The 15,391-nt window shown below is 45.8% G+C and carries 17 protein-coding genes; 7 read left to right on the top strand and 10 right to left on the bottom strand.

Annotation, left to right across the window (positions count from 1 at the left end; all coding sequences use genetic code 11):
* Positions 1-331 precede the first annotated feature (331 nt).
* From GF309_12655 to GF309_12645, 3 genes are read left to right on the top strand one after another with little or no spacing between them, the layout of a single operon-like run.
* The gene (locus GF309_12655; protein ID MBD3159635.1) at positions 332-712 is read left to right on the top strand and encodes a hypothetical protein; all 381 of its coding nucleotides are present in this window, start codon (positions 332-334) and stop codon (positions 710-712) included.
* Positions 693-1,916, top strand: coding sequence for a hypothetical protein (locus tag GF309_12650; GenBank protein ID MBD3159634.1), 1,224 nt, complete (start codon positions 693-695; stop codon positions 1,914-1,916). The genes GF309_12655 and GF309_12650 overlap by 20 nt, the downstream gene beginning before the upstream one ends.
* An 11-nt stretch (positions 1,917-1,927) precedes the next feature.
* The gene (locus GF309_12645; GenBank protein MBD3159633.1) at positions 1,928-2,794 is read left to right on the top strand and encodes a hypothetical protein; all 867 of its coding nucleotides are present in this window, start codon (positions 1,928-1,930) and stop codon (positions 2,792-2,794) included.
* Between the two features lie 324 nt (positions 2,795-3,118).
* On the opposite strand, the gene GF309_12640 is transcribed toward GF309_12645, so the two are convergent.
* A complete protein-coding gene (locus GF309_12640; protein MBD3159632.1) occupies positions 3,119-3,466 on the bottom strand; it encodes a metalloregulator ArsR/SmtB family transcription factor in 348 nt (115 codons plus the stop codon).
* Positions 3,467-3,758: 292 nt separating this feature from the next.
* Here GF309_12640 and GF309_12635 point away from each other — a divergent pair, with 292 nt between their 5' ends.
* The gene (locus GF309_12635) at positions 3,759-4,295 is read left to right on the top strand and encodes a heterodisulfide reductase (protein MBD3159631.1); all 537 of its coding nucleotides are present in this window, start codon (positions 3,759-3,761) and stop codon (positions 4,293-4,295) included.
* Between the two features lie 128 nt (positions 4,296-4,423).
* Entirely contained in the window at positions 4,424-4,945 is a 522-nt protein-coding gene (locus tag GF309_12630; GenBank protein ID MBD3159630.1) for a DUF2096 domain-containing protein, read from the top strand.
* 17 nt (positions 4,946-4,962) lie between these two features.
* Here the strand turns inward: GF309_12630 and GF309_12625 are convergent, their stop codons facing one another.
* Both GF309_12625 and GF309_12620 read right to left on the bottom strand, forming a co-directional pair.
* Positions 4,963-5,454, bottom strand: coding sequence for a 4Fe-4S dicluster domain-containing protein (locus tag GF309_12625; protein MBD3159629.1), 492 nt, complete (start codon positions 5,452-5,454; stop codon positions 4,963-4,965).
* Positions 5,455-5,467: 13 nt separating this feature from the next.
* A complete protein-coding gene (locus GF309_12620; protein MBD3159628.1) occupies positions 5,468-7,357 on the bottom strand; it encodes an aldehyde ferredoxin oxidoreductase in 1,890 nt (629 codons plus the stop codon).
* A gap of 382 nt (positions 7,358-7,739) precedes the next feature.
* On the opposite strand from GF309_12620, the gene GF309_12615 reads away from it, so the two are divergent.
* Entirely contained in the window at positions 7,740-8,615 is an 876-nt protein-coding gene (locus tag GF309_12615; GenBank protein ID MBD3159627.1) for a 4Fe-4S dicluster domain-containing protein, read from the top strand.
* Complete coding sequence (locus tag GF309_12610) at positions 8,612-11,128, top strand: hydrogenase iron-sulfur subunit (protein MBD3159626.1); 2,517 nt, start codon at positions 8,612-8,614, stop codon at positions 11,126-11,128. The genes GF309_12615 and GF309_12610 overlap by 4 nt, the downstream gene beginning before the upstream one ends.
* 170 nt (positions 11,129-11,298) lie before the next feature.
* Here the strand turns inward: GF309_12610 and GF309_12605 are convergent, their stop codons facing one another.
* The 7 genes from GF309_12605 to GF309_12575 all read right to left on the bottom strand — a co-directional run.
* Complete coding sequence (locus GF309_12605; protein ID MBD3159625.1) at positions 11,299-11,748, bottom strand: hypothetical protein; 450 nt, start codon at positions 11,746-11,748, stop codon at positions 11,299-11,301.
* A 67-nt stretch (positions 11,749-11,815) separates the two neighbouring features.
* Positions 11,816-12,535 (bottom strand): hypothetical protein, encoded by a 720-nt coding sequence (locus tag GF309_12600; protein ID MBD3159624.1) that lies wholly within the window; start codon positions 12,533-12,535, stop codon positions 11,816-11,818.
* Between the two features lie 205 nt (positions 12,536-12,740).
* Entirely contained in the window at positions 12,741-13,181 is a 441-nt protein-coding gene (locus tag GF309_12595) for a PIN domain-containing protein (GenBank protein ID MBD3159623.1), read from the bottom strand.
* Positions 13,182-13,418, bottom strand: a complete 237-nt coding sequence (locus GF309_12590; GenBank protein ID MBD3159622.1) for a hypothetical protein — start codon at positions 13,416-13,418, stop codon at positions 13,182-13,184.
* A 557-nt stretch (positions 13,419-13,975) separates the two neighbouring features.
* On the bottom strand, positions 13,976-14,293 hold the full coding sequence (locus GF309_12585; GenBank protein MBD3159621.1) for a hypothetical protein: 318 nt from the start codon (positions 14,291-14,293) through the stop codon (positions 13,976-13,978).
* A complete protein-coding gene (locus GF309_12580; protein ID MBD3159620.1) occupies positions 14,259-14,438 on the bottom strand; it encodes a hypothetical protein in 180 nt (59 codons plus the stop codon). The genes GF309_12585 and GF309_12580 overlap by 35 nt, the downstream gene beginning before the upstream one ends.
* 187 nt (positions 14,439-14,625) lie before the next feature.
* The coding region (locus GF309_12575) for an ornithine cyclodeaminase family protein (protein ID MBD3159619.1) at positions 14,626-15,391 on the bottom strand (766 nt) is incomplete at its 5' end.

Here is a 15,391-nt window from a genome sequence, read left to right as displayed (position 1 = left end):
TGAACAGGCAGGTCTCGCATCACCGATCAGTGCAGACATTGACGGAGACAGCAGGCAAGAGCTCCTCGTGGCATCGGGAGCTGATTTGCTGTGTCTGGAATGCCCGGCGGAGAACATCCTAACACACCCTTGGCCGTCGAACGGTCGACGGGGTGGCGCCAGCGCCACCGGCAACTGGGCAGACACGGACGCTGATGGCCTCCTGGACTCCTACGAAGGGGCCACCAACTCGTCTCCCGCCTCCCCTGATACTGACTCGGACGCACTCAATGACCTCCGTGAATTTGCGCGGTCGACCTGCCCGACCAACCCGGACATGGACGGGGACGGTATGCCCGACGGTTGGGAAGTGGCCTTCTCGTTAGACCTCTTCTGGCCGGGCGACGCTGGAGATGACAGTGACGGCGACTCCCTGACGAATCTGCAGGAGTACCTCAATGGGACAAATCCCCGCACAGACGACACCGATGATGACGGCCTGACGGACCCCGGAGAGCTGAACCTGGGTACTGACCCGTCAAGTAACGACACTGACGGGGACGGCTACATTGATGGCTGGGAAGTAGCCCATGGTTGTGATCCTTTGGTCATAGACCAGTTCTGTCCTGCAAAGCCTTTCCTGTACTTGGTGATTGCTGCTTCTGTCATCGGCGCACTCGTATTGCTGCTCATTGGAGCAGAGTACATTTGTGATGGCTCCTTCTTCTCTTGAAGAGTCTGCTAATGGTATTGAATCCTTCGCAGAACTAGACATTCCCAACATGACCATGAGTGAGGGTGGGATATTATCCTCAATAAGACTATGTTCGGACAGCCAAGAAAGCAGAATAATGAGTAGTTCCCGAAGCATTACTATTCAAAGTACAGTTCCTTCCCTGTGGACTAGGGGGCAGAACTTTCAAGTGAAGTTTGATGTGTATATGAGCGGCTATGTTTATGCTATCCTCGATTTCAAATTCGAAGGATTTGACAACTACCCTGGTCCAGATGAGGAAAGGGAAGTACACAGCACGGATACCTCCATTCGAGTAGACGCCTCTCATGATGTGCATTATCTTACCTGCTACAATCCCAGTTGGGTTACCGTTGGATTGAAACGAGCGGAGACTCATGTCAGCGGATTGGCATACTTCAAGGATGAGGTCGTAGAGCCCTTCAATTCGGAACCCGTTCAACCACAGATTGCGCCCGGTTACCTATCGGACTATGTATCGAAGAATCAAGTTTGGGATTATGAATTTGTAGCTCGATATAGCATATCCGATCTCCAGACGTATGGTGGGCTTCCTCCAACAGATGCAATGTCATCCACATCTGGAAATCCAGATTATTACTGGGAGGGTCTCGATAATGATGGTTTTGGAGTACCAGTTCAGTATGCAGTCCATAGATGTAATGAGCCACCTATTGTATATTATGCTGGATACTTGGTGGACAATGAAATTAGTTATCCATATAATTCAGCATATATACTGACTTTCATGACTCATAATTTTATTGAATATTATGGGGACAGCAATACGCTTCCAACAACAAATGCAGATATGTACACTTACAATTACAATTGGAGAGGAGTCTGTGATGAATTTGCAGTAGTTCTTGGTTCTTTTCTGCGAGTAGTTGGTTTACCTTCAAGACTGCTGGTTGGTGATGACACTCAGGGATGGGTTCATGCTTGGAACGAAGTTTGGACGGGTTCTACGTGGGTGCATGCAGATGCCACTTGGAATGAATTCGACAATCCTTCATGTTACGTTTATTCTGGTGCAAGCCCAACGATAGTTGTTTACAATTCGTGTGGAGATGATAGCATTGGCCAATGGACTACTGCCGATGGTTGTGCAACTAACGGTCGGTTGGACGGTCAAGATTGGCAATACACAGTTGATTATGATGGACCAAATACCTATTACTAGGTGATAGCAAAATGAGAAGCATGAAGCAAATCACCATCCTAGTCACTCTATTGCTTGTATCTGTTATTCCAGGATGCTTTGGAGGGCCCATTCAGGCAACACACTCAAGTGATGATGATCTTGCTAGTTTCCCACCGCCCCACAACGTAACTCTGGACATAGGAAACAGAGAGTACCAATTTGTTGGACAAGATATAGAATCATGGATTTCGGAGTATCATCCACAGTTGTCTGAGAATGAGACGGCTTGCAATCTGATAATGAACTACAGTGATATGCTACTATTCTATGATCGTTCTCCAAATAGTGGACATCTGCTTCTCGCAGGCATGAACACAAGCCATTATGTTGAATTAATATTCACGTTGGAATATACTTCAACAGGAGGTTTGGGTGATGTGCTTGCAGTTGATGTTTTCTTTGGAGCATGTTATCTAGATTCGATGAAGACAGCTTGGCTTGAGGTTGTCTCCCAGAATTGTACTCATAACTGGAATATCTCTGCCGAGTTCACGCCCTTCATATGGTCCTATAATTACAGCGGTGGACCCATTGAAAGCAACTATGATACCATTTGGCAAAATCCTGATCTCAATCAATCCCAGTTTGCTATGGGTTGGGAATTCCACACAGCGTCATATCAAACTCTAACATTTGACCCCTCCGCAGACCCATCTTCGTGGTATCGGAAAGAAGTGTGGGTTCCTGCTTCAGTTCTAGTTTCAAATAATGTGAGCGTTATTCAGATATCGGTTCAGCCATTTACTGTAGCGTCTCCAACGCCGAATGGGCCTTCCTTGTCCTATGTGCTGTTGATTATAGGAGTGGCTGCCTTGGGAATAGTAATCTGCATCCTCATACGTAAGTACCAGCTGTAGTGGATTTTGGGTAAGGAACCTAAATGAAGTAACTTCTCAGTCTAATTCTCTTTCGTCTAGTCCTAGGAAACACGGGATTTTGTGAATATCCGGTAATTATGTAGAATATAGTCAAAAGCGGGGGTCATTCTCTATTGAAATAGTCAGTAAGCCAAGATGGTGAAGTCATCCAAGTTCTCAGAGAAGTCCCTCCTAGTGGAAATGGCGGCATTATCCCCCTAGCGCGATGTTTTGGAAAATCGACTGTTCCGACTTATTGAATCTTGTGTACATTGTTTTTCTGCAGTCGATTCACAAATGCCCTGAGGGTGGTAGGGCAACGAGCTATTTTGTACTCCTCAAAATGGCATGAATACAATCATCTTCGATTCTATGAATCGCTTTTCGGCCTATCTTTTTGGCTCCCACAAATCCTCTATCCTTTAGTTTGTTCAATTGATGACCAACGCTGCTAATACTCAGATTCACTCTTTCAGCTATTTCACTTACGGTGATATTCTCACCTTGTGTCAGAATCTCTATAATGCACAGTCTCAATGGGTCTGATAGCGTTTGAAACACCTTGGAAAGCTTCTCTATATCTGATTCAATTAGGTTGATGGGTTTCATTGTTTTCCTCCTCTTCAGTGATATATTTAAATGGTTGAGCATATATTCAAATAATTTGACCATGATTAATATTTCCTATGCAGCATGCGAAGAAGGCGTAATATCGGGCTAACCTGCGAGCAGGTAGCAGACTTTGGGGGATTCAAGCTCCTGCACTCCTATCAAGTAATATCACTTCATACGTGATTAGTTATGAAACCCACTAGGCTGGTTTGAGGTTGAAGAAGTGGAGATATGAACATGTCAGGTTATAGTAGTGTATTCATTAGCTAGAATTCATGATTGGGAAGTATTAATACCGAATGTTTGTTTGAAAACAAAAGTCTTCCTGCAAAGATATCTGTGGGTGGAGTACATGACTGAAGAAACAACAGAAAGGAAAGAACCTGTAGCGCATCGAACGCCTGCCATTGTAGATCCTGGGTTCAAATATCAGGTGTTGAGAGAACCGGGTGGTGAAAGCCTGAAGATGTGTTTCCAGTGCGGCACGTGTACTGCAGGATGCATTCTCACTCAACATAGTGATGAATACGAAGGTCCTCGAAAAATTATACGAATGGTTCAACTGGGCTTAGTTGAAGACCTTCTCTCCAGCCGTGAACTATGGGTCTGTAGTAAGTGTCATTCCTGCACGGAGGTGTGCCCACAAGGAGTCAACCCTGCGGATATATTAAACGCAGTTCGACGCATAGCTGCAAAAGAAGAGCATATTCCTCGCACCTATAGGCAAACTGCTGAGACACTTCTTGAAGATGGATGGCTTTTGGAAGATTCTTACTCAGACTTTATTGAAGATGAACGGGACAACATCGGTCTCGAAACAGACTTGAATTGGAACAAGAAATTCGTAGAACGTGTTAAGAATAAATACTTCCCCGAGGTAGAAGAATAATTAATTGTATTTTTCTTTGTGATGGGTGCATGACGCCAGTTCCGGTACCTAGTTGTAGGGCCCCTACTATCCCACTGTTGAAGAAAAGGGAGAGAGGGGAAGAAGAGGATGTCTAGGAGGCTTATACTATGTGGAATTACTACGCTGTCTGGAAAGTTCTAGAGGAACTGCTTGGCGATCTCAAGGAAAGAAATGTCGAGATACCTACAAACTTCTTGACGAAACTGAAGGCTGCCCACGGGAATATCAACATCCTGAAGGCAGACCATACCTATGAAGACACCATGCAGAAGGTAGAGGAACAGTTGAACAATCTGGAAGGGCAACTAGTCTATCTTGCTGAAAACAGGGTGGGTCCAGAATATGCGGACAAATGGATAGCCAGAATCAAACAGGCCAGAGAATCTGAGCCTCAGGTGTCAAGGGCAAGACCGTTCTCTCCGGGGGTTCCACGAGCAGACTACTGGATCCGCCTTACGATAGGAGAGGTAATTAGAGACGGAGAGATAAAGAAAATGGCCTCAGACTTGGGCCTCTCAATCAAAGAGGAGGATGCTGATACAGTCATAGTCCATGGTGAAGAGGCAAAGGTAAAGAGCTTGGTCAAGAATATGACTGCGAAGATGAGAGAAGAGAGAGACAGAGCTTAGGCTCTGCCATACTTGTTCTATTTGTCGACCTCTGAGGCTTCAGCTGCCAAAATTCGGGAGACTGTTGAATTTATTCGAGACTTCCGTGCTGCAGTTTCACGGCTCTGCAATGAGAGAGCTTCTACTGGACAGACTTCTATACATTCCGGCTCGTCATCACAAAGGTCGCAGACGATAGCAATTCTGTTAGGGCCTACTGTGATTGCTCCAAAATCGCACGCTTCAACGCACCAACCACATCCATTGCACTTGTCTTCATCGACGATGATATGACCGTCTTTCTCACTTTGTTGCAGAGCATCTCTTGGGCAAGCGATGACACAAGGAGCGTCTTCGCACATTCTGCAAGCTATCGCGAGATTGCCGCTCGGATAGACACGAACGGCCCTAATCCGAGACCTAATGGGATTGAAGACCCCGTCCTTCTCAAGAGAACATGCATATTCACAGACAGTACAACCAGTGCAGAGATCTGGGTCACAACTCACAAACTTGTTTACTTTCGCCATTCTGTTGCCTCCATCAATCCTTCTTCGTGGTCTTCTTCTTGGTGTCTGTGCCTCTCAAGCCTTTCAGGTGCTCGGTATAATTCTCAAGTCCTAACTCCTTGAGCTTGGTTTCCGATGGGATACCTTCTTTTGACCAACCCCGTGTTTCATAATAGTCATCAAGAAGAAGATCCAGTTCCTCCTGAGTGACTAGGGAACCCTTTGCAATTCCCGACTTGATTGGATCAGTCATGCATCGGATGGGCAGTGTGTCCTTCTCACGACCGATGCCCTCCCGGAGATTATAGATTTTGGCCAAGTTGCTAATTCTCTCGCCACAGCGTCGCATTTCCTCTGCAGTCATTGGAATCCCAGTAGCCAGAGTGTACATCTTGGCATAACTGTCGTAGTCCCATATCCCTCTGGAGAACTTGCAAATTATGAGGGAATCGATGACGCTATAGAGGTCTTCTCCATCCATGACAAGTTCACCCCTTCCTTTCTCAGCCTTGAAACGGTCGACTGTACCTTTCAAATCGGGCCCGTAGGCACCATGTCGTTGATGGTCGGCCCCTCTGCGTGACACAGCATAACCTAGAGCGCAGGTCTTGAGGCCCCGCACATCATACCCAGTCATTTCCACACCTTTGATATGCATGGCGAACTTCTCTGAACCTTTTCCTAGCTTAGCGGCTGCACGTTCAACACCTTCAGCCAAGAGATCCCCTATGTCTTCTCTAAGAGCAATCTTCTTTATCATGTCACACATACCCTCGGCGTTACCGAACTCGAGCTCTATACCACCTGTGTCTTTCTTGGTGATTATTCCCTTCTCGTATGCTTCCATGGCGAATGCAACCACAACACCTGTTGACAGAGCATCTGTACCGTATAAGTCAGAGAGCTGTACAGCTCGAATGATGGCATCGGGTCTGTCAACACCTGTACACGAACCAAAAGCATAGGTTGGCTCATATTCGACACGACCGATTGCACCTTTGAATGGGCCTTCTCTTACCACACCAACATGCTCGCAGCGCATTCCACAGCTATCGCAGCCCTGTATTTTCTCAACATACATTTCATTGAGAGCCTCTCCACTTATCTTATCTGCCTTCTCAAATACTGCATCTTGCCAGTTTCTCGTAGGGATAGCAGCCTGCTTGTTTAGTGTCAGAACGTTGGCCGCAGTACCAAGACCTCGGTACTTCTCTGTAGCGGGTCCCCTTGACTTCTCATAAATCTCAAGCGCCAACTCTTTGAAGCCATCAATATCAGCGACTTCTACATCATTGAAGCCTCTCACTGCGACAGCCTTGAGGTTCTTAGACCCCATTACCGCGCCCATTCCTGTGCGCCCGGCTGCTCTCAGCCGGTCATTAATGATAGCTGAAAAGCGGACGAGGTTCTCTCCTGCTGGACCTATCGATGCTACTCTCACCCCAGGATCCCCTAGGTCTGATTTGATTGCGTCCTCCGTGTCCCAGTTATGTTTACCCCACAAGTGGCTGGCGTCGAGGATTTGGACGCTGTCATCCTCTAAGTAGAGATATGACGGCCGCTCAGCCTTTCCCGTCACCATGACAATGTCATATCCAGCTCTCCGTAGTTCAGCGCCAAAGAATCCGGTTGAATATGACTCACCAAGTCCCTGTGATTGGGGCGATTTTGCAGCGACACCCCACTTGCTGGCGCTTCCAGGAACCATCATACCACAAAAGGTACCACATGAGAATACTATAGGATTCTCCGAATCAAAGGCATCTGTGGTAGGCCGCTGATAATCAGTGATCATTTTGATACCGAATCCTGCACCACCAAGGAACTTCCTGGCCATCTCCTCCCCTAATGGTTCGGTCTTTGTTTTTCCAGTACGCAAGTTGATGTACAAGATATTGTTCGCATATCCTTTCAAGCTATCCACTCTCAGCCAGTCCGATTTATATAACTAAGCGTCAGAATGAATCAACTACTGATAAAGGTATTGAGACCTTTCCACTTACGACCAGATCGATTAACCTAGGACAGTCGAGAAGACGAGTAGCCGATTCCATAGAATCTAGGAATACGCAATTCCCCTCATTTTCTAGCTATAATTTCCAATAAGAGAGTCAGATTTGTGTCAATCCGTTAAAGAACTCTCAGAAGTCGGTCGATGAGGTATGTAAGAAACATGGAGGTGGTCTATCCAAACATGAGATTCCCACCAAGTTTCTGCTTTCCTAAAAAAGCAGATTTAATATATGTGACATGACAAAACGCATCTTGGTAACAACATAGCAAGACGATAGAGGAAGTATAGACATGTGCCATTAAGACTGGAGAAGACAGAAACTCATAATGCTTTGGTCATCGAACGAGGGCTTTACACAAAAAGCTTCCTGCTGATTGTGGACAGAGAAAAGTGTAGAGGATGTGGCGTTTGTGAATCGATTTGCCATAGAAGCGCGATTTCTCTTGTTGACAGAGAGAAGACAATAGTAAACGGCGAAGAGGTTGCGCAAACGTCGATTCTTAATATTGACGAACATCTCTGCGACCACTGCGGCATTTGCGAAGCAATGTGTCCGTTTGGTGCAATCGAACATACAATCAACGGTGAGCCAATCGTGTGTGTCCACGAAACAGAGAGTTTCCCTCATTATGTTCGCGATATCAGGGTCAATAAAGAGAGGATACCTCCATACTTAGAAAGGACAGAAGAGTTGTGTCCGTTGAATCTAATCTCAGTAGAAGATGGAAAACTAGTCATCGATGAGAAATCATGTCCCTGTTGCAGAATCTGTGAAGACAGGACAGAAGGCGCAATTCTTGTTAGTCCGATATTCTTGGGCTCCATCAGCATCAATCAGGAGAAGTGTCCTGAAGGCTGTAAAAGCTGCCTAGATGTGTGTCCTGTAGAGGCGTTGGAACTGGACGGAGACGGAAATGTCTATCCCCTAGAGAAGTACTGTGTTTACTGTGAGGCATGCGTCCAAGTCTGCCCAAAGCCAGAGGAGGCGTTGATTGTTACACGGACATCAGTTCGCCATAGCCCTGTCAAGTCTGGGGCGTGGAACAAAGCGCTAGAGAAACTGGCAACCTCTGATGCCTTCGATCGCGAACTTCGTACGAAAAGAACAAGCAAAGTTGCCAACGCTATGAAACGACGAAACATAGGGGAGGAAAGCGATCAAAATTGACTGACACACAGACCGAGCAGAATCAAGTGACATCTGTAGTGGAAAAACCCCGAATCGGTGTCTTCATTTGTCACTGCGGTTCCAACATAGCTGGCACTCTGGACATTGACGCGTTAGAAGAATATGCCAAAACGCTTGACTCGGTGGTATATGTCAAACAGAACCGATACGCCTGTGCTGATCCCGGTCAAAAGGAGATTCGCGAAGGGATTAGGGACCACAAACTTGACAAGATGGTGGTCGCCGCATGTTCGCCTCGGATGCACGAACCCACCTTTAGGGTCACGGTCTCGGAGGCAGGAATGAACGCGTTCAATTTCATTATGGCCAATATCAGAGAACACTGCTCATGGTGTCACGAGGAGACCGAGGCCTCTCTGCAAAAAGCGAAAGAAATCATAAAAATGGCAGTTGTCAAGGCTGCACTTACCGTGCCTCTGCAGAAATTTGAAGTGCCTGTTACAGATAAGGCCATGGTAATCGGAGGGGGAGTTTCCGGAATCCATGCCGCTCTTGACCTTGCCAATATGGGGTACAAGACATATCTAGTCGAACGTGACGAGAGCATTGGTGGTCACATGGCTCAGCTCGACAAGACCTTCCCCACACTAGACTGTTCAATCTGCATCGAGGGGCCGAAGATGGTCGAGGCGGGACGACACTCCAACATCGAAATCATCTCGTTTGCTGATATTATAGAGGTAGACGGATACGTTGGCAACTTCAAGGTCAAAATTCGAAAGAATCCGCGGTACGTCATCCAAGATAACTGCACCGGCTGTGGTGAGTGCTCTGAGGTCTGCCCAATCGAGTACCCCAATGCATGGGAACAGAACCTCGGAACACGAAAGGCCATTTCTGTACCCTTCCCCCAAGCAGTTCCACTCGTGTACACGATAAACCGTGATCACTGCATCGAGTGTTACAAATGTGTTGATGCCTGCGGCGAACGGCAAGCCATCGACCTCGAGCAGCAAGCTGAAGAAATCGAAGTTGAGGTGGGAACTATCACCGTGGCTACAGGCTATCACTCCATGTATGAGCCTGTCAGAGGTGGAGAATCTGAAGCGGCGCAAGAAGGGTATTATGGTTACGGGAAATTCGAGAATGTCTTAACCGCCCTTGAAATAGAGCGACTCATTTGTGCGGGGGGACCCACAGGAGGCGAAGTAATTCGCAGATCTGATGGTAAACATCCTCGTCGTGTGGGTTTCATCCAATGTGTGGGATCTCGAGATGTCAATAAATACGAGTATTGCTCCAACGTTTGCTGCATGTATACTTTGAAGAATTCTATCTTGATTAAGGAACATGAGCCCGACACTGAGATATTCATATGGTATATCGACATCAGGACGTCTGGGAAGGGATATGAGGAATTTTATACAAGAGGGAGAGATGCCGGCTTCACCTTCATAAAGGGTAGACCATATGAGGTCATCGAGGATCCGGAAACCAAAAATCTCATTGTTCGTTCTGAAGACATATTACTGGGAAGGGAGGTGCAAGTTGAGGTCGACCTGCTAGTCCTAGCAACTGCTGGTGAGCCAAGCTTTGGGACTGCAGATCTTGGCGCGAAACTCCATATCACCAGAAGCGCTGACGGATTCTTCATGGAAGCACATCCGAAGCTCAAGCCCCTTGATACACCTGTGGACGGAATTACCCTGTCCGGTGCCTGTCAGGGTCTCAAAGATATACCATACTCAGTATCAGCTGGTAGCGGTGCAGCGTCGCGTGCTGCAACCATTCTGTCGAAAGACACTGTCGAAATTGAACCCATTGTTGCAGTTGTTAACCCAGAGAGATGCAAGAATCTCGAGCATGATTGTGGCATCTGTGTCGATAAATGCCCCTACTTCGCCATCACAGCAGAAGACGGTAAGGCTGCGGTCATCAACGTAGCCAATTGTCATGGTTGCGGTACATGTGTTGCGTCTTGTCTCCACGATGCCATTGACCAAATGCACTTCACCGATTCCATGATTTTCTCACAAATCAGAGCGGCACTGGAGGACAAGCCCGAAGAGAAGATTCTGGTCTTTGCCTGCAATTGGTGCTGTTACGGAGGGTCTGACCTTGCAGGAACAAGCAGGTTCACCTATCCCCCGAATTCACGAATCATCAGAGTGATGTGCTCCGGCAGGGTGGACACGGATTTTGTAGCAGAGGCCTTCAGACTTGGCGCTGGGGCAGTCATGGTGGGTGCATGCCACAGACCCACAGATTGTCACTACATCAGCGGAAATATCATCGCGTATGAGAGGTTCCAACGCTACCAGAGGGTGCTTGAAGGAGCAGGAATCAGCACCGAGAGATTCCTATGGAAGGAGATCTCCGCTGCTGAGGGACTTATCTTTGCAAGAACAATGAAAGAGCTGAATCAGAGCCTTGAGGAGATTGGTATCGACAGAATCAAGGAAGAGAATGAAAAGGCGAGGAATAGAATCTCAGCACCTCTACAGAGGAAGGGGCTTATTCCAATCATCGACAAGTCAGAACAAGAAGAATAGCCTTTTTCGGCCCGTCTTCTTGGCTCCTCTATTCAATGGCCACTGTATGAATAACACACTGTAAGTGATGAGTGCATCCGCGAATAGAGTTGCAATGAATTTGAAATACTTGACGAGTACGAAGGTCAAACAGATGATAATCCACACAATTAAGCAATCGTCAAGATTGACTAGAAAGGAGCCAAAAGCCAAATTCTTCGGCTTTCGTACATCACAACAATCAATGCAACAACGCAAACGCCAATGAACATGACATCTCCCCCAGTCAATGGCCACTGTATGAATAACATGCTGTAAGCGATGAGTGCACCCACGAATAGAGTTGCAAGGAAAACAAACCGTGGCAACAAAGCTTTCCCAATTCTCACAAAGAGAGATAAAGAACCTACTTTGACAATCTCCGTTGCAAAGTACTCGCCATGCTCGTTCTTGTCAACGAGATCCAAGTCACATAACTTGGTCAGGTGGTGTAACGCGAGACTCGGACTGGAAAATCCTAAGGTTCTCTGAATCTCACGGACACCCAGTTTGTCATTGGTCAACAAAAGCGAGTAGACCCGCATGGTTCTACCCTTCAGCATCTTACTGACAAGCTCTTGTTCCTCTGCTTCAATCGCCATTGGAGTCACCCTATTTCTGGGATGAGAAGAGAACCCGGACATAAAGGGCTCTCTTCTCATTAATCCTTTACTCTGGATACGCAACGTTCTCAGTAATTACTTCATAGAATTCATCTATTGCAGCAGTCATCAGTCCGTTGGCGTCCAACCAATATCCAGTATCAGCATATCCTGTAGTCTCTGGATGGCCATATTCAGTGAATTGGCCGCTCCATGTTCCGTTCTGCAAGAAGACCATCTGATCCGCTTCAGTGTACCCGATATAGAAGAACGTGTTATCATCGAAGAAAATACTAACGTAGAAGTCTATCGGCCATGTTGAGGGGAAATGGTCAGGGTGACTTTCAGCATCAGACATTTGACCAATTGCATCGTCCACAAGCGATCCGCTCATACTTGCCCAATCATCGAGTGAGACTTGACCAGTTCCTGTCAGGTTAGCGCTGTATGGTGCAAATAAGACTTCGATTGTCCCGACTTCTTGATTCTTGATCATCCGAACACCGTCAACGAAAGCATCTGGTTCAGTCTCTTGATAGTATTGAGTGAGACGCTCATTTACAAAAGAAGAGTTGCACATCCAGTAGAATGCAACATCATCGCGGCGGCTGTTGAGATACTCTGCAGCCCTTGTACCAAAACCGCCGTCAGGACCTGTAGGCCCATTCGGAGGTGTTTCACCACCAGGTAGTAGGTAGCTTACAGCAAGGAAACCAGCGATAACAACTACTCCCACAATTACGGATGCAACAACGGCTTTTCCCAAACCTGTTTCATAGTGTTTCAAGCTCAACACCTACGAATAGTACTGCAATTACAAATAAGACTCTACGTTTTGAACACCGCGTTCAATAAATTGTACATCGGGATTGAAATGAATACCTGTTTCATGTCGATTTGATGAGGGGTTTGAGGGGCAACAACAGGTTCTCCCTGAATAAAGACTCACTTCAATATGCCAAAGAAATGAACTGAGGGGTTCTATTCCGTTTTCATTCCAAGAGGTTAAGGCCTTCGGCTTCAGCTACATTCTGCAGTTTCCTATCGAATGTAGCAAAGCAACTGCATTCTTGTTGCACGCAAGTCTTAATCTGAATGGCGTCAGCAATATACAAATCATATTTGAAAATCAATGGGATGCTATCATTGATTGTCTTACCCAGTAATGGAACTATGCGGGCTGAACCGAGTTTGCTAAGCAGGCGTAATTCATTGTAAAGTACCTGGAATGATTCCTCTGCATGGGGTATGATATCTCGGTTCTCATACTTGTTAAAGACCACTGCAGCTTCGCCCAAATTGAACTGGGAGAGAACCAGTCTCAGTTCTTCATCATAACACCGATCAAAAAGCGAGTCTACGATTTGTGTGCCTTCTTCTTCGAGAAACCTCTTTACAAGTGCACTCGTATCAAGGTAAACGCTCTTAGTCATCTATGCTTCATCTCTTAACTCCCGAATAAGCATTTCCGCCTTCGCGCCTTTCTGTCTCATGCTAATAATATCTTCTTGCGACATAATTTTCGCATCAATGTCTAGAACAGAACCTAGGTGTTCTAGATACATAGTTGATGACATACTCTCCAAGGACTCCTCGACGACACTACTTAGGCTTCTATTAGTGGGTAATTCATCTCTTATCTTTGCAACTATGTCCTTGTCCAGACTCAAAGTTACTTTCCTTCGTTTAGCCATACGTATATACGTATATACGTATGAATTTAAGGATTTGTGCTAGACAAATGGAGAAAGTATAGTCAACAAAGAAGTATACTCCCCGAAACTTGAAACAACAGGCAATCACACATGATTAATACAGTGTTTTGTCCAGCAGCAAAGAAACATAGAGACTATAGAATTGTGACAATTACCATCGAAGATTCATTTCGAGCTAGATTAATAGATAATAGAGTAGTTTGAGTTTTTGCTCTAGTTTCTCTCCCCTCGTAGGGCTTTTCATCAATCAGATTCGACCCAGATTTCCTAGCAATTGAAATCAGGGTTTCTGTTATCATGGTATATTACAGAACCTACTAGGAATCCTCCCCAATGCTCGCATTAAACTCAACTGCTCTTTCATCCTGTCAAATTAGAATGAAGCTCGTCTACTGTAATAATGATTTCATGGAGTCCGTTCTTTCGAAGAAAGTCGACGAATGGGGAATCCAGCGTTAAAAAGTGGAGATTAGATAAAACCGCGATTGAATAAAGAAGATTGTCTATCATATCTACATGACCAGAGAATACAGGTCTATTACGATTTCATAGGCCTTTGCAGTTGTCTCTATTTCATGATATCTTTCGCCGTTTTCAATTGATTGAAGACCATCTCTGAATGTATTCCTATCAAATTCATTTCGTTTTAAGGCTCTCACAGCTTGCCACGAGGCTTCCAAGAGATTCATATCACAGTAATGAGGCTCTATGTTAGAATGGGCAATCGTCTCCGGTGCAGCATATACTGATTGACTACTAACATCAAAGCCCAAGGTTGGCAACAGAAAAGAAGTGTCAAGAAGAATTCTCGGTGTACTTGGATTGTTCATTCTCGCTGACCCTCTCGATATCTTCCAAACTGATTTCTGTGAACTTCTTACCATGCAGTGCCAGCTCTATGGGGTCTTGAATCTCAGAATTTTTGAGATTATCATCCGATTTCAACAGTTTCTTCTTGATTTTTTCAATACTCAATTTATGCCCTAATTTCATTTTGAATTGACCCAATATAAAGGACGCGCAAAACTCCCCTTATATCGTTATGGCCGATTCTTGCATGATAAATGGCTAAAAAGACAAATGCTGTGAGATCTAACGGAATCAAAAAATACTCCCCGTGATATTTTTAATTTCCGAGGTCTTGAAACATGCAAACCATCAATTAGATAGCGGTTTTCATCCCACGTTCCTTTTCCAAAGCCTTCTCATAGGCTAAGCTGGCGACGGCAATGTCTTGCAGCGCCGTTCCAACAGATTTGAAAAACGTGATATCCTCACGAGATGTTCTCACCTTTGTGCCCGTGAGTACCTCTTTGATTTCAATCAGTTCGCCATGATAGGCTTTGATATCACCCGATTTCTTGGCATCTGGTGAATCGATAACAATTTTGGATACATCGATGAAATCATCATCTACCTCTCTCGCATCTGGTGTGTGAGCTCCTATCGAGGTAACATGAGTGCCAGGATTGACTATCTCACCATTGATAACTGGTGTTTTCGAGGGGGTAGCAGCTACCACAATATCAGCTACTTGAGCTTCAGTTGCATCGGATTCTACTATCTCAGCTTCCAGATACGACATGTCTTCAATGAACTGGCTCATCACATCGCTATTCAAATCGAAAACTTTGACGGCAGTCAAATCTCGAACCTTCGCCAAGCCGTCCAGCTGTTTTCGACCCTGAACACCACAACCGATTACACCCACTGTTTCTGCATCTTCACGTGCCAAGTACTTCGCAGCAACTGCGCCCAAGGCACCGGTTCTGAGAGCTGTCAAGCTGGTTCCATCCATGATTGCCTTAAGCTCACCCGTTTGAGAATCTGCAAGTAGAATGGTCCCCATAATGGTGGGTTTTCCTCGTTCCTTGTTCTTGGGGTAATCACAGACGACTTTACAGGCAACCCCCATATCTTCAACATAT

The sequence above is a fragment of the Candidatus Lokiarchaeota archaeon genome (genome assembly GCA_014730275.1).
Taxonomy (GTDB): domain Archaea; phylum Asgardarchaeota; class Thorarchaeia; order Thorarchaeales; family Thorarchaeaceae; genus WJIL01.
Note: the sequence above shows the minus strand (reverse complement) of the source record. Positions and strands in the feature narration are given on the sequence as shown.

What these genes read in the sequence shown, in the direction of transcription:
- GF309_12655 (MBD3159635.1), top strand. Translation starts at nt 332, where the DNA reads ATGCCCGACGGTTGGGAAGTGGCCTTCTCGTTAGACCTCTTCTGGCCG.
- GF309_12650 (MBD3159634.1), top strand. Translation starts at nt 693, where the DNA reads ATGGCTCCTTCTTCTCTTGAAGAGTCTGCTAATGGTATTGAATCCTTC.
- GF309_12645 (MBD3159633.1), top strand. Translation starts at nt 1,928, where the DNA reads ATGAGAAGCATGAAGCAAATCACCATCCTAGTCACTCTATTGCTTGTA.
- GF309_12640 (MBD3159632.1), bottom strand. Translation starts at nt 3,466, where the DNA reads ATGGTCAAATTATTTGAATATATGCTCAACCATTTAAATATATCACTG.
- GF309_12635 (MBD3159631.1), top strand. Translation starts at nt 3,759, where the DNA reads ATGACTGAAGAAACAACAGAAAGGAAAGAACCTGTAGCGCATCGAACG.
- GF309_12630 (MBD3159630.1), top strand. Translation starts at nt 4,424, where the DNA reads ATGTGGAATTACTACGCTGTCTGGAAAGTTCTAGAGGAACTGCTTGGC.
- GF309_12625 (MBD3159629.1), bottom strand. Translation starts at nt 5,454, where the DNA reads ATGGCGAAAGTAAACAAGTTTGTGAGTTGTGACCCAGATCTCTGCACT.
- GF309_12605 (MBD3159625.1), bottom strand. Translation starts at nt 11,748, where the DNA reads ATGGCGATTGAAGCAGAGGAACAAGAGCTTGTCAGTAAGATGCTGAAG.
- GF309_12595 (MBD3159623.1), bottom strand. Translation starts at nt 13,181, where the DNA reads ATGACTAAGAGCGTTTACCTTGATACGAGTGCACTTGTAAAGAGGTTT.
- GF309_12585 (MBD3159621.1), bottom strand. Translation starts at nt 14,293, where the DNA reads ATGAACAATCCAAGTACACCGAGAATTCTTCTTGACACTTCTTTTCTG.